This window comes from Alkalihalophilus pseudofirmus OF4, assembly GCF_000005825.2.
GTDB classification, from domain to species: Bacteria; Bacillota; Bacilli; order Bacillales; family Bacillaceae_D; genus Alkalihalophilus; species Alkalihalophilus pseudofirmus.
Genome location: NC_013791.2, coordinates 3047053 through 3069367, shown reverse-complemented (window position 1 = coordinate 3069367; position 22315 = coordinate 3047053). Strand labels below are relative to the sequence as shown.

Genomic DNA, 22315 nt, shown 5'->3' with positions numbered 1-22315 from the left:
TAGACTGTTACGTCCATTTTATACACTGAACCTAAGCGAAGAAAGCAGAGGAGGAGTGTAAATGAGTTGGGAGCAGGATTGGTTATGCAAAAGAGCACAGCTTACCCCTTGGAATATTGCTATTATTGATGGAAGCACGAAAGAACGATGGACATATCAGGAGTTAAATGAACGAGCCGAGCGATTAGCTGGAATGTTGCAGCAGCGTGGCATTAAAAAGGGGGACAGGATCGCTTTACTTTCACCAAACCATATTAGTTATTTTGATTTACTATTTGCCGCTACAAAGCTTGGAGCTATTTTTGTTCCGTTGAACTGGCGTCTTTCATCCACCGAGCTGGCTTATATTTTTTCTGATTGTGAGCCGAGCTTAGTTTTTGTTGATGAAATCTTCATCTCATTAGTTGATGGGGGGGTTCCGAGTGTACAGTTAAACCAAGAATATAAAGAATGGATTGCAAAAGCCGCTCCTTGTAAAAAGGAGGAGATATCCGACTCTGACCCGCTGCTCTTAATTTACACAGGGGGGACAACAGGTTTACCAAAGGGAGTCGTATTAACTCATCAATCTGTTTTTTTTAATATGATCAATACTATTACAAGCTGGGGCTTAACGAGCGATGACAAAACGATAACGAGCTTGCCGATGTTTCATACAGGAGGGTTGAACGCCCTATCCTTACCTATCCTTCACATAGGGGGCACCGTGATATTATCAGACCAGTTTGATGGCGAGAAAACGATTCAATTAATTGAAGAATTCCAATGTACCGTTATTTTACTTGTCCCGACGATGTATCATCTCCTCATCAAAGCACCGAGCTTTAAAGAGGCTACGTTTCGTTCAGTGCATACCTTTCTTTCTGGGGGTGCCCCTTGCTCCTATGTCATATATAAAGCGTTTCAAAAAAAAGGGCTTGCCTTTAAGGAAGGATACGGACTAACAGAGGCTGGCCCGAATAACTTTTTCATCGACCCAAGCGAAGCTGTTTCAAAACGAGGATCCGTTGGAAAACCGATGCTTTATAATGAGGTGAAAATCATCAAAGAAAATGGAGAAGAGGCTGACCATGATGAGGTTGGTGAAATATGCATCCGTGGTCTTCATGTCTTTGATTCATACTGGCAAAAGCCTGAGATAACCACTAATACAGTAATAAATGGTTGGCTTCACACTGGTGATTTAGGTAGAAGAGACAAGGAAGGCTATTTTTACATTGTTGGACGAAAGAAAGATATGATTATTACCGGAGGAGAAAATGTTTATCCCCTAGAAGTTGAACATGTTCTAAACGAGCACCCGGCTGTTTCTGAAGCAGCAGTCGTTGGACTCGCTGATGAAAAGTGGGGCGAGGTAGTGAGTGCGTTTATTGTAGTAAAGAAAAACTTTACGCTGTCAGAAGAGGAACTGCTGGCTCATTGCCAACGAACATTAGGGCGATACAAAATTCCGAAGCGAATAACTTTTGTTGAGGAATTACCAAAAACACCAGTAGGGAAGGTGGATAAGAAGAAGTTGTTTACAGAGGCAGTATAAAAAAAGGTTCTCTTACAAACTCATGAAAATTCAAACATTGTGGCTTTAAAGCAGTCACAGTGTTTTTTTATGGCCTATTAACTTTTAAGAAAATACTAGGCGGCTTGAAAAAAGATTTCACATAATGGATAGAGTGAACGCCTCGCAAAAACACAGAGTGTTTAGAGTGTGAATTGTGATAAAATAAAGAAGAATGAATCAAAGGAGGGGTTTCCTGTGGAGAATTTAGAAAGAGATGGCATGAAGATGACTTGGTTAAACGGGGGAGTAACCCATATGGATGGCGGTGCGATGTTTGGTGTTGTACCTAAACCATTATGGAGCCGTAAATACCCGCATAATGAAAACAATCAAATTGAACTTCGAACAGATCCGATTTTAATACAAAAGGATGGGAAAAACATTCTGATGGAATCAGGAATTGGGAACGGTCGTTTTTCAGATAAGCAAAAGCGAAATTATGGAATTAAAGAAGAGTCCTCTATTGAACGTAATTTACAAGAGTTAGGTATGACGACAGCTGATATTGATATTGTTATGATGACACATATGCATTTTGATCATGCATCTGGCCTAGCAAAGGAAGAGGACGGACAATGGGTGCCTACTTTTGAGAACGCTGTCATTTATACTTCAGAAATAGAATGGAATGAAATGAAAAATCCAAATGTGCGCTCTCAAAATACATATTGGGAACAAAATTGGAAGCCGATTGAATATCAGGTAAAGACGTTCAAGGAAGAAATTGAGCCAATCCCGGGAGTGAAATTAGTCCATACAGGCGGTCATAGTGATGGACATTGTATCTTGGTGTTAGAACATGGTGGGGAGACATTTATTCACTTAGCAGATATTATGCCGACTCATGCTCATGCCAATCCTCTTTGGGTGCTCGCTTACGATGATTTTCCAATGGATTCTATTTTCAATAAACAGAAATGGCAAACGTACGGTAAAGAAAAAGACGCGTGGTATTTGTTCTACCATGATTATAAATATCGTGCGGTAAAGTGGAATGAAAACGGAGAAATAGTCGAGTCAATTGAACGTGAGCAATACGTTTATTCAAGCTGATAAATAGAGGCTGGGACAAAAGCAAGTGTTTATCTGATGAGGGAACAATAAGCAAATGCAGCGTAGTATATTTCAGGAGCGTGTATACGCATTACCCACATTTTGTTCAGCCTTCTCATTCGTTACACACCTAGTCCCAGCCTCATTCTTTAATTTATGCTGCTTTTAACTCGAGTAACGTACCAGTCTTAGTATCAGCTAGAAATTCGAATTGTACTGTACCCGATTCAGTTGTCGTAGAAATACCTCCACGATATACCTCCACACGTACATTTTCTCTTTCTACTGTTTCAGGAATCATATGAATCCAAGATCCTGATATAGCATGAGTAGACGAAACGGTTTTCTTCACTTCTTTTAATGCTTTCTCAGGTGATACTTTTTCTGCTTCAAGGCTTGGACGTAGGAAGTACCCTGCAACAACGCCAATGCCGACTCCTAATGCAAAACGTTTTATACTCATCATGATCATCCTTTCACACTTACGTTAGATTTGTCAGGTGATATTCAGGAAGCATTAACTTTTTCAAAACAACTAAGACTAGATATAGTATACAGAAACTTTCTGTCGTTTTCCAATTTAAATAAGATGAGTCATTGTTTATTCATTTTTTTAAAAGAAGGTTTTATTTAGGCAAAGTAGCAATTGCTAGAGGATTCAGATAAAATAAATATGTACATATATTTTTCGGGAATCGAAAGGAGCTTGTCATGAATCAAGAAACGCTTACTATGTTTAAAACGTTAACAGAATTACAAGGAGCCCCTGGATTTGAACACGACGTTCGAAAGTTTGTCCGAGGAGAGCTTGAGAAATACTCTGATGAAATTGTACAAGATCGTCTAGGAAGTATTTTTGGTGTGAAGAAGGGAGCCGCGGAAGGCCCTACGGTTATGGTAGCTGGTCATATGGATGAAGTTGGCTTTATGGTGACATCTATTAATGAAAAGGGATTAATTCGCTTTCAAACATTAGGTGGCTGGTGGAGCCAAGTGCTGCTTGCTCAACGAGTTCAGATTATGACTGATGCCGGTCCGGTTATCGGAGTCATAGGTTCAACTCCGCCTCATCTTCTAGAAGAATCTCAACGTAAGAAGCCGATGGAAATTAAACATATGTATATTGACATTGGCGCAGATGATAAAGAAGACGCTAAGAAAATCGGCATTAAGCCTGGACAGCAAATTGTACCGGTTTGCCCGTTTACACCTATGGCAAATGATAAAAAAATCTTAGCAAAAGCATGGGATAATCGTTACGGGGTAGGGCTTTCCATTGAGCTTTTAAAAGAATTACAAAATGAAAAGCTTCCTAATACGCTTTATTCAGGAGCTACCGTTCAAGAAGAGGTTGGACTAAGAGGAGCTCAAACTTCTGCTCAAATGATAAAGCCTGATATTTTCTATGCGCTAGATGCGAGTCCAGCAAACGATGCTACAGGCGGAAAAGATGCCTTTGGTCACCTTGGAGAAGGAGCGCTTCTTCGTATTCTAGATCGTACGATGGTGACTCACCGCGGCATGCGTGAATTTATTTTAGATACTGCTGAAACACATAATATTCCATACCAATATTTCATCTCGCAAGGTGGTACGGATGCAGGACGTGTGCATATGTCAGGGGACGGGGTACCTTCAGCGGTAATTGGTATTTGTTCTCGTTACATTCATACAGCAGCTTCCATTATTCATATTGATGATTATGCAGCGGCAAAAGAGTTAATTGTAAAATTAGTGAAGAATACAGATCAGAACACATTAGAACAAATAAGAAAAGGCGTTTAAACGTTTACTGGTAATAGGAATTATGGAGGTCAGCGGAAAAAATGAAGCTAGCAATAGGTACAAAAAATCCCGCTAAAGTGCATGCTGTAATGGATACTCTTATTCGTGAGCCATTGGAATTCATTAGTATTGATGCCCCGTCCGGTGTGTCAGCTCAACCATTCTCTGAAGAAGAGACCTTGGAAGGTGCCATTAATCGAGCGAAATTTGCCTTAAGTGCAGCAGGCTCAAACATAGCTGTTGGACTTGAAGGAGGGGTTTGTGAAACCCCTAATGGGATCATGCTATGTAATTGGGGAGCGTTAACGGATCATTTGGGGGGAGTTTGGATTGCCAGTGGGGCCAAAATTCCATTGCCTTCTAATGTTGAGCGAAAATTAAAAGAAGGTTATGAGCTTGGTGTGATTATGAGTGAGCTCATGCAAGATCCTCATATCCGCCACAAAGAAGGTGCAGTTGGAGTCTTTACTTCCGGTATGCTGACTCGTAAGGAAATGTTTAGCCACATTGTACGGATGCTTTACGGTCAATATCAATTTGACAGACCTTCATACAGCCATTAATAGAAAAAAAGCATTAGTGTCCTTGAGAAATGGACCTAATGCTTTTTTATGCTTTCAATAGATTTCATTTATTCTTCTTCAAACACATAAGAGAGAGCTTGTATCGCTTGTTCAGGAGTCTCAACGACAACTTGTGCTTTATTTGCTAATTCTTTAAGCGGATGATGCAGCTTTTCTGGTCGAATGAGGATTAATGGTTTTTGCAAGGCAATGGCTGTGGCAGCATCCATGGCACTGTTCCATTGTTTGTACGTCTCTCCGAATAAGGCGATAACGACATCGGCTTTTTGAAGAAGAATTTGAGTACGTAAATTATTAATACTTGAAGCAGCTTCATCTTTTAGGATGCTAGTAGGCATTGTACCCAAGATCTCTTCTCCAATATCATCAGACCGATCATGATTTTCCATCGGTCCTGTAAAATGAAGAGGTAGATTTCGATTTTTGGCAGCCTCTTTCAGGTCTTGTCTCCATGAGCTATGAATTTCTCCTGCTAAATATACGTTTAGTTCCACAATCATCTCTCCTTTACTATTTTTTCCCTTTCTATTATAAAGCAAGAACTCTTTGGAGACGAATAATAGGACAAGATTCATTGGTGATCTGTCTTGTCACATGTAAAGGTTGCGGTTATGATAGGAAAGAAATGATTTAAATGTTATGAGAGAGTAGGAGAGGGCATGCAGAATTTCTTAAAAAGAAAAGGCATTGAATTACATTGGAAAACCTATGTCATTACAGGATTAAGTCATATGGCCTTAGGGCTGTTCGCTTCATTAATTATAGGTTTGATTATTCGTACAGTGGGTGAGCAAACTGGATTAGAATTTTTAATAGAAATTGGAGCGCTTGCTATGAGTCTTACCGGCCCGGCCATTGGTGCAGCTGTAGCCTATGGGTTAGGTGCTCCGCGGCTTGTATTATTTGCTGCTCTAATCAGCGGCGCGGCTGGTTTCCAGCTAGGAGGACCAGCTGGAAGTTTTGTTGCTGCAGTGATCGCTACTGAACTCGGAAAAATGGTGTCAGGAGAGACAAAAATAGATATTATTATCACTCCGCTAGTGACGATTTTGTCTGGTTTTACGATAGCTAGTCTGATTGGCCCTGGGATCGATGCAGGGATGACACAGCTTGGCAGTTTGATTATGTGGGCCACAGAACAACAGCCGATTTTAATGGGGATCATTATTGCCACCTTGATGGGGCTTGCGCTCACAGCACCTATTTCAAGTGCAGCGCTCGCTATCATGCTTGGGTTAGAAGGAATTGCTGCAGGTGCCGCGACAGTAGGGTGTGCAGCTCAAATGGTCGGCTTTGCGGTAAGCAGCTACAGGGAAAATCGCTGGTCTGGATTAATTGCGTTGGGTCTAGGAACATCGATGCTCCAAATAGCCAATATCGTTAGACATCCTCTCATTCTTATTCCTCCAACGGTAGCAGGGGCCATCTTAGCACCGTTCGCTACTACGATGTTTGGGCTAACGAATAATCCAGCTGGAGCTGGAATGGGAACAAGCGGATTAGTAGGGCCGATTATGACATTTACCGATATGGGGTTCAGCTATCAAACGGCTTTGTCAGTTGGGCTTCTATATTTTATTTTACCTGCTTTAATAAGTTTAGGTATTTCTGAATGGATGAGAAAGGCAGGATATATTAAAATGGGAGAGATGAAGATAGAACAATCATAAAGGGGAATGAGAATAATGGAGAAATTAACAAGTGTAGAACAATTTAACAAGCTGGCTGAAAATGAAACGGTCGTATTTATGTTTTCAGCAGACTGGTGTCCTGACTGCCGGGTGATCGAACCTATTTTACCTAGAATTGAAGCGGACTTCCCTTCGTTTTCTTTTTACTATGTAGACCGTGATGAGTTTATTGATCTATGTCAAGAACACATGGTGATGGGCATCCCAAGCTTCTTAGCCTTTTCAAATGGAAAAGAAGTAGATCGTTTTGTAAGCAAGGATCGTAAAACAGAAGAAGAAATTATTGAGTTCTTAACTAGAGCAGAAGCTAACAGCTATTAATCGGCAGGGAGTATCCGCATCATGTGATGTGGATACTCCTTTTTTATATCGGTCTCGTATTTCAATCATTGGATAGCCATTCTTAGAAATGGTACACTGTAAGGTATGAAGGAGAGTGTATGCAATGGAACTTCGTGAATTTAGAAAAATGGTAGAAGAAAAATTAGAACGTGATGATCGCAGCATCACATACAATCATAAAGAGTCAACCTTACGTATTACAAATAGTAAGACGAATAAAGGAGTAACCCTTTCTTTAAAGCCTTTATTAGCAAAATGGGAAAGAGAAGAGTATGATTCCATTGATGAGGTCATCCGCTATATTGAAGTTGGCCTTGCAACGATGGATAAACGACCTTCTCTAAAAGGGAATGAAAATAAAATATTCCCTGTTATCAGGTCAACTTCTTTCCCTGATGAGACCAAAGACGGCATACCGTTGCTATTTGAGGAACATACAGCAGAGACTCGTGTCTATTATGCTATAGATCTAGGGGAAGCCTATACATTGATTGATGAGGAAATGGTACGTGAGTCAGGTCTGACGGCTGAAAAAATAAGAGAAATGTCACGCTTCAATCTTCGGTCGCTGCCACAGCCGATGAAAGAAGATGTGGTTGCAGGAAATACCTTCTATTTCTTACGTGCAAAGGATGGGTACGATGCAAGCCGAGTTCTTGATCCATCACTCCTAGAGAAAATGGCGAAAAAAGTGACAGGTCAATTGGCCGTTGCAATTCCTCACCAAGATGTTTTAATTATGGCAGACATTCAAAATGACAGCGGGTATGATGTACTCGCGCAGATCGCTCTTCAGTTTTTTGGAGAAGGAAGAGTGCCGGTAACCGCGCTGCCTTTCATGTATGAGGACGGAGAACTAGAACCTACTTTCATTCTAGCTCAGAAAAAACCAAAGCAGCCATAATCACCAAAAGAATGATTATGGTACAATCAGGTAGTAATACGCTAATAGCTGATGAAGCCATATGAAGCCGGATTTGCCTTTTTTGTGATCGGCTGATACGAATAAACAGAACCACTAGAGCTAACTAGTGGTTTTTTCTACTCATATATGAAAGGGCTATTTTTAGAACGAATGATAGTCAGTTAAATAGTCATAAAAATGGTGAAACATTAGAAAGAGAGTGAGTGAGGAGTATGGATACATTAAAGCAATGGATTAAAAAGATCCAAGGGGCTTTATCTGGCGGGGAAGAAACGGATAATACTTCTATTAAAAGTCACAAACAAACAACAGAGGATCATCCATCCCAAGCAGCCCAAAACAGTAAGAGGTCTTTTGGCTACATAGAAAGCGGGCAGCGCGAAAGTGAACCACGGATGGTCTACCAATATCCTAAGCCTGGTAAATTTCGTTTTCCTCTTATAGAAGATGAGAATCAAGAGCGGGAACGTTCAGTTAGTGAAACTGAACACAGTCCAAGAAAGACATTTAGACAGGCAGAACAAGAACAGCCTGAAAATAAACGTACCAGAAGAACAGAACGAGTAAGCCAAGAGAGACATAAGCCGTCACAAATAAAAGTAGATAAGAAAATTGAAGAAAAAGCAATGGAGCGAACCCAAGGAAATTCTCAGGGGAATACTCAAGGTTATACTCCCAGTTTTCCTCAATCAAAGAAGGAGTTCAAACCCACTTCTATACCATCTCCGGTGTATGGATTTAAAGAAAGAAAGAAAAACATGCTTGAAGATGAATCTTTATTATCTTCTCTTCCTGGGTACGGGAAAGTCATTGAGCCAAAACGTCCAAGTGTAACGATGGAAAAACAGCTCGAAGTATTTCTAAAAGCTGAAAACCTGAGGAATAGTCAAGTTGCAGCAACTGTACTAGATCAAATTGCAGAAAAGTCCTCTGAATCAACAACACAAGATGATTCTGCTACTGAAAAGTCAACTATACTTGATTCTATACCTGAAAAAGTCGATGTCCACGTAAGAAACGACCTCCTTTCTATAGAGGATGACGATGCTGAAACAGTAAATGAAGCAATAACCCAAACAGTGAATGAACCCGTAGATGAACAAATACCTGAACATAATCTTCAATCAGATCCATCTGATGTTCAAAAAACAGCCACTGATTTCAAAGAGGACTTACCACACGTTGAAGAGAAACCAGTAGAGAGCCCGTTTCAGGAAACTGTTGAACCAGCATCTGTTGTTGAAACGATAGAGGAAGATAAGGATGACGAGGCAGAGGCATTTAAAACGGATACCGCGGACGAAGTAATTTCGTCATCACAAGTCACAGAGCCAGTGGAACAAAATGAAGTAAGTTACGAAAATGTACCAAATCAGATCGAAACTATCCAAACTGAAGAAAGTATTCAGAACAGCCTAGATGAAGAAGTTATCGTAGAAAAGAAGACAGAGGTTAAGAGCGATCAAGCAGCTGCTAGGAGTAAACCAAAAGAGAGCATTCCTTTTAATGTGATGATGCTTCCTCAGGATAAAAAGCCTCAAAAAGTCCAGCCGCAGCAAGTTACAGTGCAAAGTGAATATAATCATCCGAGTATCCAGCTGTTAAAATATCCTCAGCATCAAGAGGAGCAGGATAGTGAATGGTTACAAGAACAAGCAGAAATTCTTGAAGAAACTCTACTAAGCTTCAACGTAGATGCAAAGGTTGTTAATGTCACAAAAGGACCTTCTGTAACAAGGTATGAAATTCAACCGGCGCGTGGAGTCAAAGTAAATAAAGTAACAAGTTTAACAGATGATATGAAGCTGGCTTTAGCAGCGAAGGACATTCGAATTGAAGCCCCTATTCCTGGGAAGAACACGATTGGAATTGAAGTGCCTAATAAAGTATCGAAACCAGTCTTCTTAAGAGAAATTTTACGCCGGGATGTCTTCATCAAGCCGGAGTCACCTCTTACAGTCGCGCTCGGATTGGATATCTCAGGGCAGCCAATTGTGACAGACCTTCGTAAAATGCCTCATGGACTTGTTGCTGGGGCTACAGGTTCAGGAAAAAGTGTCTGTATTAACTCTGTTTTAATCAGCTTGCTTTATAAAGCGAATCCAGATGAGGTGAAATTATTATTAATTGATCCCAAAATGGTTGAACTAGCTCCGTATAATAAATTACCTCATCTTGTCACGCCAGTGATCACGGATGCAAAGCAAGCGACAGCTGCTTTAAAATGGGTAGTAGGGGAAATGGAAAGACGTTATGAGCTGTTCAGCCAGCAAGGAGTCAGAGACGTCACTCGTTATAATGAGCTTTATTCGGAATCAAAAGACAAGCCAGCTCTTCCTTATATGATCGTGGTTATTGATGAGCTTGCCGATTTAATGATGGTTTCACCGCAAGATGTAGAAGATTCCATTTGCCGGATTGCTCAAAAAGCAAGAGCTTGCGGGATTCACTTATTATTAGCGACACAACGTCCGTCAGTAGATGTTATTACGGGGCTGATAAAAGCAAATATTCCTACTCGTATTGCGTTCTCTGTCTCTTCACAAACAGATTCAAGAACGATTTTAGATATGAGCGGGGCTGAGCGTTTATTAGGAAGAGGAGATATGTTATTCCATGAAAACGGGGCTCCAAAGCCTGTACGGGTTCAAGGTACATTTGTCTCTGATGAAGAAATAGAAGATGTATTAGCTTTTGTGAAAAAACAAAGAGAGCCAGAGTATCTTTTTGCGCCAGAACAGCTGAAAAAAATGCAAAGCAGCGCAGAACAAGATGATGACCTGCTAGAAGAAGCTTGTTATTTTGTGATTCAGCAAGGCGGAGCTTCTGCTTCAAGCTTACAACGAAGATTTAGAGTAGGGTATAATAGAGCGGCTAGATTAATAGATATGATGGAAGATATGGGTGTCATTAGTGAAGCAATGGGCAGCAAGCCAAGACATATTCTTGTTGACGAAATCGAGCTAGAAGAGAGGTTATACCCAAACAGGTAAGATAAATCCTTGCTTAACCTTGTATTCATCCTAAAGGTTATATATGATAAGTACGATAAGAGTTTCGATGCTAGTAAAATGCGGCTAGAATGATATAAGCTAGAACGAGATAAGCTAGATAGAGAGAGAAGATAACTATAGTTGGGTACAAGGAGTATAAGGGGCTATGAAAGAAATTGAATTGAAGATGCAAGGTGAAATTAAACGTTTAACAAATCAAACGTTTAAATTTGATGAACGCATTCATGAAGGCTGGTTTTCGGCGGTTTATTTTTTGAAAACGAGAGAGATAGTAGAAAAATACCATTCAGACAATATTGTAACGATGCAGTTTTTCCAAAAAGAACATGCTATTCTTTGCGGGACTGATGAGGTCATTGCATTAATTAAAACATTTGCTAAAAATGCAGATGAACTTGAAATCCGCTCTTTAAAGGACGGAGATAAAATTAAGCCGTTTGAAACGGTCTTAACAATCAAAGGCCCTTATCAAAACTTCGGTTATTTAGAAGGTATAATTGATGGGATTTTTGCTAGAAGAACATCTGTAGCAACTAATGTATATAATGTCGTAAAAGCAGCGAGAAAATCAGGTGTTCAAAAGCCAGTCATTTTTATGGGAGATCGAGACGATCATTTTACCCAGCAGTCGGGTGACGGCTATGCAGCTTATATCGGCGGATCAAAAGCTCAGGCGACTCATGCGATGAATGAGTGGTGGGGTAAACAAGGAATGGGGACTATGCCTCACGCTCTTATTCAACTGTTCAGAGGCGATGTAGTTGAGGCGACTAAAGCATATAAAGCAGAATTCCCAGAAGATGAATTAATGGCTTTAGTTGATTATAATAATGACGTGATAACGGATTCCCTAAAGGTAGCAAGGGAGTTTGGAGAAGAATTAAAGGGAGTCAGAGTTGATACATCTAGGACGATGGTCGACCAGTATTTCTGTAGAAACCCTGAGGTGATGGGGGCATTTGACCCGCGCGGAGCTAATCCAGTTCTATTATTTGCTCTTCGGGAAGCGTTAGATAAAGAAGGGTTTAACCACGTGAAAATTGTAGCCACCGGAGGATTTAATGCAGAGCGTATTGAGGCCTATGAAGAGCAAGGTGTACCTATTGATATTTACGGGGTCGGAGGAAGTTTGCTTAAGATACACATTGGTTTTACAGGAGACAATGTCTTGCTAAATGGGGAACATGAAGCGAAAGCCGGCAGGCGCTATCGCGACAATCCTAGATTAGAACTTGTCGATTAACGGTTAGGTGACCCGCTAATTGAGTGGGTCACTTTTTTTAGGAATAAATCATGGTTTTAATAATTGGTAATAATTTAAGTACTCGTCAAAAATGAGGAATTCGTGCTGCGGAACAAGTCGAATTGGTGATTGCTCGTATTTCTGCTATAATCATAACGTGAATCGTAAAAGGTGAAATGGATTTACATAAACCCAACACTTACACATGACTTGGACGCGGTTTGAAACCATGAGGAATTTGGAGGTCCAACTATGACTAAATATCATTTTATTGGAATTAAAGGATCGGGGATGAGTGCATTAGCACAAATTCTCCATGATATGAAGAAGAACGTGCAAGGATCTGACGTTGCGAAACAATTTTTTACTCAGCGCCCGTTAGAACAAAAAGGCATCTCTTTATTAGAATTTAACAGAGATAATATCGAAGAAGATCAGCATGTTATCGTTTCAGCAGCTTACGGGGAAGACCACGAGGAAGTTGCTCGTGCTAAGGAAATCGGTATTCCTGTTGATCAGTATCCACACTTTTTGGGGGACTTTATTCAACAGTTTACGAGCGTGGCTGTTACTGGCTGCCACGGCAAAACATCAACAACAGGGCTGTTATCTCATGTGTTAGGTTCAGCCTTCCCAACATCGTACCTTATTGGGGATGGAACAGGTAAAGGGGAGGAAGACTCAAAGTATTTCGTATTTGAAGCCTGTGAGTACCGCAGACACTTCCTTAACTACAAACCTGATTACTGTATCATGACGAATATTGATTTTGATCACCCTGATTATTTTAAAGACGTTGATGATGTGTTTGAAGCATTCAGTGAAATGGCAATGCAAGTTAAAAAAGCAATCGTAGCCTGTGGTGATGATCAATATTTACAAGGGATTCATGCGAATGTACCTGTTGTATTTTATGGATTTAGCGAGCAGAATGATTTCCAAGCAAGAAGTGTAGAAGTGACGGACAAAGGAACGAAATTTGATGTGTATGTTCGTAATAATTTATACGGAACATTTACTATTCCTGGCTATGGGAATCACAACGTGTTAAATGCTCTTGCAGTTATTGCATTATGCCATTATGAGAATGTACCTGCAGAAGTTCTTAAAGAACATCTAAAAACGTTCCAAGGGGTAAAGAGACGTTTTACGGAAAAGAAAGTCGGCAGCCAGATTTTAATTGATGATTACGCACATCATCCAACTGAAATTGCCGCAACAGTTGATTCTGCCAAAAAGAAATATCAGGACCATGAAGTAGTAGCTATTTTCCAGCCGCATACGTTTACCCGTACTAAAACATTTCTGAATGAATTTGCTGAGGCATTGAAGCTGGCAGATCATGTTTACCTGTGCGACATCTTTGGATCAGCTCGTGAACAAGCAGGATCGTTAACGATTCAAGATCTTCAGGAGCTCATTCCACAATCTCAATTAATCACTGAAGAAGACGTTGAAAGGTTAAAGGAACATCAAAACAGCACCTTGTTATTTATGGGGGCAGGAGACATTCAAAAATTCCAAAAAGCCTATGAGAATACGTTAAACTAAAAGGAACCCCCTGCATTTGCAGGGGGTTTTCTTGATTAATGTAACATATCCTCAGCTGTTAAAACGGCCTCAATACCGAGACGAGCTTCTTTTATAACCGAATCTCTCCATTCTGGGTCATCCGGATAAAACATTTCCTTAAATTCATTCATGATCCAATCGATATCTTCTTGTTTTTTTGCCCCTTCAAAATATAAATGATTTTCTAAGATAATCGTCTGAAATTCACGAAATTCAGCTTTCTTTCCGGTTCCAAACGTTCCAAATTCAAATAATGCCGAAAAAAGTTTCGTATCTGGATATTCTTCTTTTCTCACTCTATGAAAATGGTGAGTGGAATCTCCTTTTACTTTATCAGCAGAGAACGGAAGAATATTTTTCAGCTGATAGGTATCTTTTAGTTGTTCTTCACTGCGCCCATCAAGGTCTGATATAACCATAGTGATTTCATTAGCAGGGCCGAGTGCAGTATGCCAATCCATATGAACGACTCGTGCGAATGTCGATAAAAGCTTTTTTTGAATTTCTTTTAAATAAGCTGTATTGGGCTCTTCTTGTTTACCGCCGTAATAGACTCCTCGTTCAAATTCAAACTGCCCCATTCCTTTCGCTTTTTTAATGCCGCTGTAACCGGTAGTGACTAGAGCTTTACTTAATTGTGTGTACAGCTTTCGCTTTTCTTGTGTGAGGTCTGCTATTTTTCCATTTGGAAGGAACATCTCACTTTCTTTTGAATAATGATCATTGATGTCTTTTGGTACAGAATTTGGATCGTAGAGATAATTGCGATTAAGATCCACATTGTTTTCAGTGACTCTTCGGTAATTTCTCATCCCCCATGGATTTAGTGCATGAATAAGACATATGCCTGTTGTATGAGGGTCTATACGATCAAGGTATTCATTGATAAATAGATGAGTGCAAGCAGCACCAGCAAAGCCTTCGATTCCGTGTTCACCGATTGTAAAAAAGAGGACTTGTTTATTTTCAGTTAAGGCTTCTGCATAAATCATATCAATTGTATTATCAGCTTCATTACCAATTGGCTTAGTCGAAATCACAGCATTAGGCCACTTTTTCTTGATGGGGTCTAAATGTCCTCGGAATACCTCTCGAGATTGTTCATAAGTAGTTTTGAAATAATCTTGTTTGTCTATTGTCATTTGAATCGCACCCTTCATCTTTTTGTAGGGATGATTCCACGAACAAAATTTATTAAACATTGTATGTTTAGCTGTAACCATAAAAAGGAAGGAGTATAGCAATTTACATTTAGAAAGGTGTGGATTGGTAATGAAGGCTGTAACATTTCAAGCTAAAGACAAAATTGAAGTAAAAGAGATGGAGGCTCCAAGTATACAATCTGCTGATGATATGGTGATAAGAATTACAGCATCAGGTATTTGCGGATCCGACCTTCATTTGTATAAAACAGGGATTCCACTAGAAGAAGATTATATCATTGGACATGAGCCGATGGGGATTGTAGAAGAAGTGGGAGCAAATGTGAAAAGCTTGAAAAAAGGTGACAGGGTCGTGGTTCCATTTAATATTGGGTGCGGCACTTGCTTTTTCTGTCAAAACCAAATGGAAAGTCAATGTGATGAGTCCAATCCCCATAGTGATTCTGGCGGGTTATTCGGATTTTCTAAGATGTTTGGAAACTACCCAGGCGGCCAAGCAGAATATTTAAGAGTTCCCTATGCTGATTTCACTTCTTTTAAAGTGCCTGAAGACAGCGAATTAGATGATGAAAGTGTTCTCTTTTTATCCGATGTCATTCCTACTGCTTGGTGGAGTGTTGAGCCTGTTAAAGAAGGCGACACAGTTATTATTCTCGGCAGCGGGCCGATTGGATTAATGGCTCAGAAATTAGCTTGGTTAAAAGGAGCGAAACGAGTAATCGCAGTCGACCAAGTGGATCATCGCCTTGCTCATGCTAAGCGGACAAACCAAGTAGAGACCTTTAATTTTCGTGAAAACCCCGAAATAGGTGATTTATTAAATGAAGAAACAAATGGTGGTGCTGATATTGTCATTGATTGTGTTGGGATGGATGGCACTGTACCTCCTGGTGAAACATTCGGCTCAAAGGGCGATAATCAATTTGGAACGATCAGCCCTATTATTACTGCATCAAAAGCCGTTAGAAAGTTCGGACTGGTTCAGTTAACTGGTGTGTATGGAACAGAGGCGAATAACTTTCCACTCGGTGATTTCTTCTCAAGGAATGTATCTCTTAAAATGGGACAAGCACCCGTTATTCACATGATGCCAAAGCTTTATGAAATGGTGAAGCAGAAGAAGTTTGATCCTACAGACATTATTACGCATCGTATGAGTTTACAAGAAGCACCGAAAGCTTACGATATTTTTGACAAAAAAGAAGATGGTAACATTAAGGTAGTACTTAAACCATAAAAAAGAAGCTGCAGTGAGAAAAGCTGCAGCTTCATCATTTATTTTAAGTTTTCTGGGTTTAATGCTTCTAGCTCAGGGATTACAAAGCGTCCATCTTTACGAATAAGCACCTCATCAAAATAGATTTCTCCGCCGCCATATTCAGGGCGCTGAATATTGACAATGTCCCAATGAATAGAAGATTGGTTGCCGTTTGAAGCCTCTTCATAGCATTGACCTGGAGTGAAGTGGAAGCTTCCATCGATCTTTTCATCAAAAAGAATATCTTTCATTGGATGCTGAATATATGGGTTAACGCCTATAGCAAACTCACCAATATATCTAGCACCTTCATCTGTATCTAAAATACGATTAATACGGTCTGTATCATTTGCTTCTGCTTTTACAATTTTACCATTTTCAAACGTGAATTTAATCGATTCAAAAGTAAAACCTTGGTACGGTGATGGAGTATTATAACTAAGCGTACCATTCACTGAATCTCGAATGGGTGCAGTGTATACTTCACCATCAGGAATATTCATATGCCCTGCACATTTAATGGACGGGACCCCTTTAACAGAGAAAGTTAAGTCGGTACCAGGCCCTTTAATATGTACTCGGTCTGTTTTATCAAATAAAGCAACCAGAGAATCCATCGCTTTATCCATTTTGCTGTAATCTAAGTTGCATACGTTAAAATAAAAGTCTTCAAAAGCTTCTGTACTCGTATTAGCTAATTGAGCCATAGAGGAGCTTGGGTAACGAAGCACTACCCAGCGAGTTTTTGGAACGCGGATCTCACGGTGAACTTTTGTTCCGACTGTTTTTCCGTGAAGAGCCATCTTATCACTTGGAACATCAGAAAGTTCAGATATATTATCGCCTGCGCGCAGTCCGATATAAGCATCCATTTCACTCATCACTTGTGCTTCAAATGAAGCCATCATTTCAAGTTGTTCTTCACTTGCACCAAGAAGAAGCGAACGATCCACTTGGTGATCTTTTAAAAGGACAAATGGCAATGCGCCAACGTTATATGCTTCTTTAACAAGGGCTGTAACTAGTTCTTTTTGCAGGCCGAAATTCTCAATTAGAACCTTTTCGCCTTTTTGTAGATTCACTGAGTACTGAATTAAGTTTTTAGCTAACGTAGTAATTCGGGGATCTCTCATTGTTTTGCCTCCTTTATATACCTTATTATTGTATACGATAACAAGAAAACTTAATAGTAAGACAAGAATTAAAGGAGGAATTTCTAATATTTTATCGAATTACTATGTTATACCTTGTTTTATTTGGCGAGAATTAGGGTAATAGAAGGTATAAGGAGGTGGAAGCAAACATATGGAAAGTTTACTTTATATCAGTGCAATCATCGTAGCTATTGCTTTTGCCGTATTAGTTGGCTATATCGTTGTAACGCTTAAGTCTGCTAATCGAACACTCGATCATGTTGCAAATACAATGGCAGGACTTGAAAAGCAAGTGAATGGTATTACGAATGAAACTGAACTTCTTCTTAACAAAACAAACCGGCTTGCAGATGATATTCAACATAAAACGGAATCGTTGAATACAGTCTTTGCCTCAGTGAAGGAGTTAGGAGATTCTGTTCAACAGGTTAATCGTTCAATTCGCCATGTTTCCACAACAGTTTCAGAACAATCAGTTAAGCAGTCTGAACAGATTGCCAAAGCTGTCCAATGGGGAAATGTTGCAATTGACTTTTATACGAAATTTAAAGCTCGCAAAGCAAGTCAAGAACAATCATCTACACTACATAAGGAGGAGATTTAAGTGGGAGACATGAACACAAAAGATTTTCTAATTGGATCACTTGTAGGGGGAATTGTTGGAGCATCAACAGCCTTATTATTAGCACCTAAGTCTGGTAAGGAATTACGCGGTGACTTAAACGAACAAGCTACTATTGCTCGTGAGAAGACAAACCAATTCACCAATAATGCGTATGAAAAAGGAAACGAATGGGCTAATTATGCTAAAGAAAAATCAAACAACATTGCAAAAGTTGTTTCAGAGCAATCAGCTCAAGTGTCTGAAAAGGTTAAAGAAGTGACAAACAGCGTGCGCGGTGAAGCTGATGAGGTGAAACAATCAGCAGAAGAGCTGGCACAAGATCTTTCAGGTGACTTACAACAATCTGGAGAAGAGATTGCTGAAAGTGTAAAAAATGAAGTAGATGACATTCAAAATAAACTAGAAGAAGAAAAAGAAGCACAGCGTACTCTTTAATCTTCTATAACTGGTAAATTAGGAAAACGGTAATCACTGCGCATAGTGATTACCGTTTTTTTATTTAGAACAAATTAGGATGATGTCCATTCTCCGCCGTTCACATGAAGCGTCTGTCCAGTTACAAACCTTGAGTCATCTGAAGCTAAGTAGACGAAGGTTGGGGCTAATTCAAAAGGCTGCGCCATCCTCTCCATTGGATTGAATGCACCAAAAACAGCCACTTCATCAGCAGAGAAACTTGAAGGGATTAAGGGGGTCCATGTTCTTCCTGGAGCAACAGCATTCACTCTTATTCCTTGCTCAATCAAATTATTAGCAAGAGCTCTGGTAAATCCTATATTCGCACCCTTAGTGGCTGTGTAATCGATCATTTGTTTTTCTCCTGCATAGGTTACTACAGAAGATGTATTAATGATTGAACTGCCAGCAGTCATGTAAGGAAGAGCTGCTCTAGTTGTATAAAAGTGTGAGTAAATATTGACCTTAAATGTATCGTCAAACTGCTCATCAGTTATATCAAGCAAACTAGGCTGCTGAAATTGTATACCTACATGATTACAAAGGATATCTAATTGCTTAAACTCCTCTATCGTACGTTCAACAATTTCCACACATTGTTCTTTGCTGCGAAGGTCGCCGGGCATTAATAAACATCTCTGTCCTAATTCCTCCACTCTAGCCTTCGTTCTGTTGGCATCTTCATGTTCATCTAAGTAAGCAATCGCAATATTTGCACCTTCTTTCGCAAACGCTATGGCACAAGCTGCACCGATTCCGCTGTCTCCACCTGTGATCAGTGCTGTTTTACCAACTAATTTTTCACTGCCCTTATAATTTGGGTTTTCAATAATCGGCCTTGGCACCATAGCACTCTCATAGCCAGGCTGCCGTAACTGTCTTTGTTCAGGTACATTTATGGGTATGTCTTCATACCGAGTAATTTTTCCGTAGTTAGGATAGAGCGGGTATGAGCTATCTCTTTTGGGCTGGTCTTTACTCATTCGAAGCCTCCTTATTTTTGTCTTCTGTGCTACTTTATGTAACCTGGGCATGTGTTGTGATGAATAGATGGAGGTGAATATATGTAACCTGGCTCAAAATATAAGCAGGAGCATAGGGTAAGTATGAGAAAACAGAATAGGAGGAAAGAGGATGGAAAATTATATTTATAACCCTCAAGCAGAACTATTGTTAGAAGCAGACTCTGATGAGGCAATAACAATGACTTATATAGATCAAACATGGGCTATGCCCAAAATAGGCCCCCGTCCACCTTATTATTGCAATCCAGTATATGAAGAAAATAATCCGACGATCTAAGCGTAATCAAAGGTAATGAAAAGGGGATGTCAAAAGATCCAGGCTGCCTGGATCTTTTGCATGTAAATAATATTTATAGTAAGATAGTGGACAATTATTTAAAAATGATTCACTTTAGCGCTTAAAAGCGTTTAATTAATAAAGAAAAAATTCGTGACATTCAGTTAATTATGCTTTATAATGAATCCTAATTAAGAAAAAGAAGCCAAAGAGATGAGGAGTGGAGAGAAATGAGTAATGAACAATTAGATAAGTTGAGATCAGAATTAGACGAGGTGAATCTGAAGCTTCTTGAGTTAATTAATGAGCGTGCTAGAGTGGTTCAAGAGATTGGTAAAGTAAAAGGAAAACAAGGTGTTAATCGTTTTGATCCTGTACGTGAGCGCAGCATGCTAGATCATATTGCAGCAAATAATACAGGTCCATTTGAAACATCAACCTTACAGCATTTATTCAAGCAAATCTTCAAGGCAAGCCTTGAGCTTCAAGAAGATGATAATAGTAAAGCTTTACTAGTTTCTCGTAAGAAGCATCCAGAAAACACGGTTGTGGACTTGAGAGGCGAAAAAGTTGGAGATGGCACACAGCGTCTTATCATGGGACCATGTGCGGTAGAGAGTTATGAGCAAGTAGTTACTGTAGCTAAAGCAATGAAAGAAAGAGGCTTAAAATTATTACGAGGTGGAGCATTTAAACCAAGAACGTCTCCTTATGATTTCCAAGGTCTTGGACTTGAAGGCTTAAAGATTTTAAAACAAGTTGCAGACGAGTTAGATATGGCTGTAATTAGTGAAATTGTTAGTCCGCAAGATATCGAAACAGCTGTAGAATATGTAGATGTTATCCAAATCGGTGCACGTAACATGCAAAACTTCGAGTTACTGAAGGCCGCAGGTTCAGTTAATAAGCCAGTATTATTAAAAAGAGGACTTTCAGCAACGATTTCAGAGTTCATTCATGCAGCAGAATATGTGGTAGCTAAAGGAAATAGCCAGTTAATGTTATGTGAACGTGGAATTCGTACATACGAAAAAGCTACTCGTAACACTTTAGACATCTCAGCTGTTCCAATTCTTAAGCAAGAGACACATCTTCCTGTTTTAGTTGATGTTACACACTCAACAGGCCGTCGTGATTTACTCTTACCTACAGCTAAGGCTGCGCTTGCGATTGGTGCAGATGCTGTCATGGCAGAAGTACATCCAGACCCAGCGGTTGCTCTTTCAGATTCAGCTCAACAAATGGATATTCCGCAATTCAATGAATTCATTGATGAATTACAAGCATCAGGTTTATATAAAGGGTAAACAATCCATTAAGCCGTTCCTTATTATAAATATAAGGGACGGCTTTTAAGTTGAGTCCAAAAGGTACATGCTATACATATAGGCGTACATACATGATGATAAGGCTGCTTTGGCAACGGATTCGAAAAAATCGTGAATTCTTACACAAAGATGTCAAATATTTTCCCTGAGTGTCGATATAAGTAGAGTAAAGACATTGCGGACCTCATCATAGTATCGTATGATAACAATACATTGATTACGTGAATAATTACGTTTACTTGATAGAGGAGGATTACAGTGAATACGACGATTTATGATGTAGCAAGAGAGGCAGGCGTATCAATGGCGACCGTTTCCCGTGTCGTCAATGGCAACCCAAATGTTAAGCCGGCAACTAGAAAGAAAGTCTTAGAAGCCATCGAGCGCCTTGGATACCGTCCAAACGCTGTTGCACGTGGGTTAGCTAGTAAGAAAACAACAACAGTTGGGGTAATTATCCCTGATATTTCAAGCATTTTCTTTGCTGAACTTGCACGTGGAATTGAAGATATTGCGACGATGTATAAGTACAATATTATTCTGTGTAACTCAGACCAAAACAAAGATAAGGAAATTCATCTGATTAATACGCTGTTAGAAAAACAAGTGGATGGTATTGTATTTATGGGTGGACAGATTACAGAGGAGCATGCAGAGCAATTTAAACGTTCTCCTGTCCCAGTTGTATTAGCTGCCACGCTTGATACGAATAAAGAAATTCCATCAGTCAACATTGATTATAAACAAGCAGTGTATGATGCGATTACTCATTTAATTGAGCAGGGCCACACACAAATCGGCATGGTGTCCGGCACGTTAGATGATCCTGTTAACGGATATCAAAAGTTTGCAGGTTACCGCGCTGCTCTTGAAGATGCTAAGATAGCATTCAATGAAGACCTTATTGCAATTGGTGATTACACGTATGATTCAGGCATTGAAGCGATGGAATCGTTGCTAAATCTTGAGCAGAAGCCTACAGCAATCTTTGCTTCAACCGATGAAATGGCACTAGGTGTTATTCACGGGGCACAAGATAGAGGATACAATATCCCTCAGGATTTTGAAATTTTAGGTTTTGATAACACACGACTTGCCACGATGGTTCGTCCTACTTTATCGACTGTTGTTCAACCGATGTATGATATTGGCGCTGTATCCATGAGATTGCTGACGAAATACATGAACAAAGAAGAAGTGAATGATCATATCGTCGTCCTTCCGCACCGCATTGAATTTAGAGATTCAACAAAGTCATAATC

General features: G+C 39.8%; 21 protein-coding genes. 16 read left to right on the top strand and 5 right to left on the bottom strand.

The window, feature by feature from the left end; all coding sequences use genetic code 11:
• Positions 1–61 precede the first annotated feature (61 nt).
• The gene (locus BPOF4_RS15420; RefSeq protein WP_012960125.1) at positions 62–1537 is read left to right on the top strand and encodes an acyl-CoA synthetase; all 1476 of its coding nucleotides are present in this window, start codon (positions 62–64) and stop codon (positions 1535–1537) included.
• Between the two features lie 216 nt (positions 1538–1753).
• The gene (locus tag BPOF4_RS15415) at positions 1754–2611 is read left to right on the top strand and encodes a YtnP family quorum-quenching lactonase (protein WP_012960124.1); all 858 of its coding nucleotides are present in this window, start codon (positions 1754–1756) and stop codon (positions 2609–2611) included.
• A 154-nt stretch (positions 2612–2765) separates the two neighbouring features.
• On the opposite strand, the gene BPOF4_RS15410 is transcribed toward BPOF4_RS15415, so the two are convergent.
• Positions 2766–3077: a PepSY domain-containing protein gene (locus BPOF4_RS15410; RefSeq protein WP_238446470.1), complete on the bottom strand. Its 312-nt coding sequence runs from the start codon at positions 3075–3077 to the stop codon at positions 2766–2768.
• Positions 3078–3322: 245 nt separating this feature from the next.
• Here BPOF4_RS15410 and BPOF4_RS15405 point away from each other — a divergent pair, with 245 nt between their 5' ends.
• Positions 3323–4396 (top strand): M42 family metallopeptidase, encoded by a 1074-nt coding sequence (locus tag BPOF4_RS15405; RefSeq protein WP_012960122.1) that lies wholly within the window; start codon positions 3323–3325, stop codon positions 4394–4396.
• A gap of 41 nt (positions 4397–4437) precedes the next feature.
• A complete protein-coding gene (locus BPOF4_RS15400; protein WP_012960121.1) occupies positions 4438–4959 on the top strand; it encodes a DUF84 family protein in 522 nt (173 codons plus the stop codon).
• Positions 4960–5027: 68 nt separating this feature from the next.
• Here the strand turns inward: BPOF4_RS15400 and BPOF4_RS15395 are convergent, their stop codons facing one another.
• On the bottom strand, positions 5028–5474 hold the full coding sequence (locus BPOF4_RS15395; RefSeq protein WP_012960120.1) for a YtoQ family protein: 447 nt from the start codon (positions 5472–5474) through the stop codon (positions 5028–5030).
• Between the two features lie 165 nt (positions 5475–5639).
• On the opposite strand from BPOF4_RS15395, the gene BPOF4_RS15390 reads away from it, so the two are divergent.
• From BPOF4_RS15390 to murC, 6 genes are all read left to right on the top strand, one after another.
• The gene (locus BPOF4_RS15390; protein WP_012960119.1) at positions 5640–6650 is read left to right on the top strand and encodes a PTS sugar transporter subunit IIC; all 1011 of its coding nucleotides are present in this window, start codon (positions 5640–5642) and stop codon (positions 6648–6650) included.
• 15 nt (positions 6651–6665) lie between these two features.
• Positions 6666–6992, top strand: coding sequence for a thioredoxin family protein (locus tag BPOF4_RS15385; protein ID WP_012960118.1), 327 nt, complete (start codon positions 6666–6668; stop codon positions 6990–6992).
• A gap of 124 nt (positions 6993–7116) precedes the next feature.
• The gene (locus BPOF4_RS15380; RefSeq protein WP_012960117.1) at positions 7117–7917 is read left to right on the top strand and encodes a DUF1444 domain-containing protein; all 801 of its coding nucleotides are present in this window, start codon (positions 7117–7119) and stop codon (positions 7915–7917) included.
• A 233-nt stretch (positions 7918–8150) separates the two neighbouring features.
• The gene (locus tag BPOF4_RS15375; protein WP_012960116.1) at positions 8151–10931 is read left to right on the top strand and encodes a DNA translocase FtsK; all 2781 of its coding nucleotides are present in this window, start codon (positions 8151–8153) and stop codon (positions 10929–10931) included.
• Between the two features lie 166 nt (positions 10932–11097).
• A complete protein-coding gene (locus tag BPOF4_RS15370) occupies positions 11098–12195 on the top strand; it encodes a nicotinate phosphoribosyltransferase (protein ID WP_012960115.1) in 1098 nt (365 codons plus the stop codon).
• A 252-nt stretch (positions 12196–12447) separates the two neighbouring features.
• The gene (murC, locus tag BPOF4_RS15365; RefSeq protein ID WP_012960114.1) at positions 12448–13746 is read left to right on the top strand and encodes a UDP-N-acetylmuramate--L-alanine ligase; all 1299 of its coding nucleotides are present in this window, start codon (positions 12448–12450) and stop codon (positions 13744–13746) included.
• Between the two features lie 35 nt (positions 13747–13781).
• Here the strand turns inward: murC and BPOF4_RS15360 are convergent, their stop codons facing one another.
• Positions 13782–14990, bottom strand: coding sequence for a M14 family metallopeptidase (locus tag BPOF4_RS15360; RefSeq protein WP_238446469.1), 1209 nt, complete (start codon positions 14988–14990; stop codon positions 13782–13784).
• Between the two features lie 49 nt (positions 14991–15039).
• Between BPOF4_RS15360 and BPOF4_RS15355 the strand changes: the two genes are divergently transcribed.
• Positions 15040–16167, top strand: a complete 1128-nt coding sequence (locus tag BPOF4_RS15355) for an alcohol dehydrogenase catalytic domain-containing protein (RefSeq protein ID WP_012960112.1) — start codon at positions 15040–15042, stop codon at positions 16165–16167.
• 38 nt (positions 16168–16205) lie between these two features.
• On the opposite strand, the gene BPOF4_RS15350 is transcribed toward BPOF4_RS15355, so the two are convergent.
• Complete coding sequence (locus tag BPOF4_RS15350; protein WP_012960111.1) at positions 16206–17321, bottom strand: aminopeptidase; 1116 nt, start codon at positions 17319–17321, stop codon at positions 16206–16208.
• A 172-nt stretch (positions 17322–17493) separates the two neighbouring features.
• Here BPOF4_RS15350 and BPOF4_RS15345 point away from each other — a divergent pair, with 172 nt between their 5' ends.
• Both BPOF4_RS15345 and BPOF4_RS15340 read left to right on the top strand, forming a co-directional pair.
• The gene (locus tag BPOF4_RS15345) at positions 17494–17946 is read left to right on the top strand and encodes a DUF948 domain-containing protein (RefSeq protein ID WP_012960110.1); all 453 of its coding nucleotides are present in this window, start codon (positions 17494–17496) and stop codon (positions 17944–17946) included.
• Complete coding sequence (locus tag BPOF4_RS15340) at positions 17947–18402, top strand: YtxH domain-containing protein (protein WP_012960109.1); 456 nt, start codon at positions 17947–17949, stop codon at positions 18400–18402.
• A 74-nt stretch (positions 18403–18476) separates the two neighbouring features.
• On the opposite strand, the gene BPOF4_RS15335 is transcribed toward BPOF4_RS15340, so the two are convergent.
• The gene (locus tag BPOF4_RS15335) at positions 18477–19406 is read right to left on the bottom strand and encodes an SDR family oxidoreductase (protein ID WP_012960108.1); all 930 of its coding nucleotides are present in this window, start codon (positions 19404–19406) and stop codon (positions 18477–18479) included.
• A 151-nt stretch (positions 19407–19557) separates the two neighbouring features.
• Between BPOF4_RS15335 and BPOF4_RS22485 the strand changes: the two genes are divergently transcribed.
• From BPOF4_RS22485 to ccpA, 3 genes are all read left to right on the top strand, one after another.
• A complete protein-coding gene (locus BPOF4_RS22485; protein ID WP_012960107.1) occupies positions 19558–19725 on the top strand; it encodes a hypothetical protein in 168 nt (55 codons plus the stop codon).
• A 230-nt stretch (positions 19726–19955) separates the two neighbouring features.
• Positions 19956–21032, top strand: a complete 1077-nt coding sequence (locus BPOF4_RS15330; RefSeq protein WP_012960106.1) for a bifunctional 3-deoxy-7-phosphoheptulonate synthase/chorismate mutase — start codon at positions 19956–19958, stop codon at positions 21030–21032.
• 279 nt (positions 21033–21311) lie between these two features.
• Positions 21312–22313 carry a catabolite control protein A gene (gene ccpA, locus BPOF4_RS15325; RefSeq protein WP_012960105.1) on the top strand — a complete coding sequence of 334 codons (1002 nt, stop codon included), beginning with the start codon at positions 21312–21314 and terminating at the stop codon, positions 22311–22313.
• Positions 22314–22315 lie beyond the last annotated feature (2 nt).

Coding starts and splice junctions, on each gene's coding strand:
- BPOF4_RS15420 (WP_012960125.1), top strand. CDS start 62: ATGAGTTGGGAGCAGGATTGGTTATGCAAAAGAGCACAGCTTACCCCT.
- BPOF4_RS15410 (WP_238446470.1), bottom strand. CDS start 3,077: ATGATGAGTATAAAACGTTTTGCATTAGGAGTCGGCATTGGCGTTGTT.
- BPOF4_RS15405 (WP_012960122.1), top strand. CDS start 3,323: ATGAATCAAGAAACGCTTACTATGTTTAAAACGTTAACAGAATTACAA.
- BPOF4_RS15400 (WP_012960121.1), top strand. CDS start 4,438: ATGAAGCTAGCAATAGGTACAAAAAATCCCGCTAAAGTGCATGCTGTA.
- BPOF4_RS15390 (WP_012960119.1), top strand. CDS start 5,640: ATGCAGAATTTCTTAAAAAGAAAAGGCATTGAATTACATTGGAAAACC.
- BPOF4_RS15385 (WP_012960118.1), top strand. CDS start 6,666: ATGGAGAAATTAACAAGTGTAGAACAATTTAACAAGCTGGCTGAAAAT.
- BPOF4_RS15380 (WP_012960117.1), top strand. CDS start 7,117: ATGGAACTTCGTGAATTTAGAAAAATGGTAGAAGAAAAATTAGAACGT.
- BPOF4_RS15375 (WP_012960116.1), top strand. CDS start 8,151: ATGGATACATTAAAGCAATGGATTAAAAAGATCCAAGGGGCTTTATCT.
- BPOF4_RS15370 (WP_012960115.1), top strand. CDS start 11,098: ATGAAAGAAATTGAATTGAAGATGCAAGGTGAAATTAAACGTTTAACA.
- murC (WP_012960114.1), top strand. CDS start 12,448: ATGACTAAATATCATTTTATTGGAATTAAAGGATCGGGGATGAGTGCA.
- BPOF4_RS15360 (WP_238446469.1), bottom strand. CDS start 14,990: ATGGTTACAGCTAAACATACAATGTTTAATAAATTTTGTTCGTGGAAT.
- BPOF4_RS15355 (WP_012960112.1), top strand. CDS start 15,040: ATGAAGGCTGTAACATTTCAAGCTAAAGACAAAATTGAAGTAAAAGAG.
- BPOF4_RS15350 (WP_012960111.1), bottom strand. CDS start 17,321: ATGAGAGATCCCCGAATTACTACGTTAGCTAAAAACTTAATTCAGTAC.
- BPOF4_RS15345 (WP_012960110.1), top strand. CDS start 17,494: ATGGAAAGTTTACTTTATATCAGTGCAATCATCGTAGCTATTGCTTTT.
- BPOF4_RS15335 (WP_012960108.1), bottom strand. CDS start 19,406: ATGAGTAAAGACCAGCCCAAAAGAGATAGCTCATACCCGCTCTATCCT.
- BPOF4_RS22485 (WP_012960107.1), top strand. CDS start 19,558: ATGGAAAATTATATTTATAACCCTCAAGCAGAACTATTGTTAGAAGCA.
- BPOF4_RS15330 (WP_012960106.1), top strand. CDS start 19,956: ATGAGTAATGAACAATTAGATAAGTTGAGATCAGAATTAGACGAGGTG.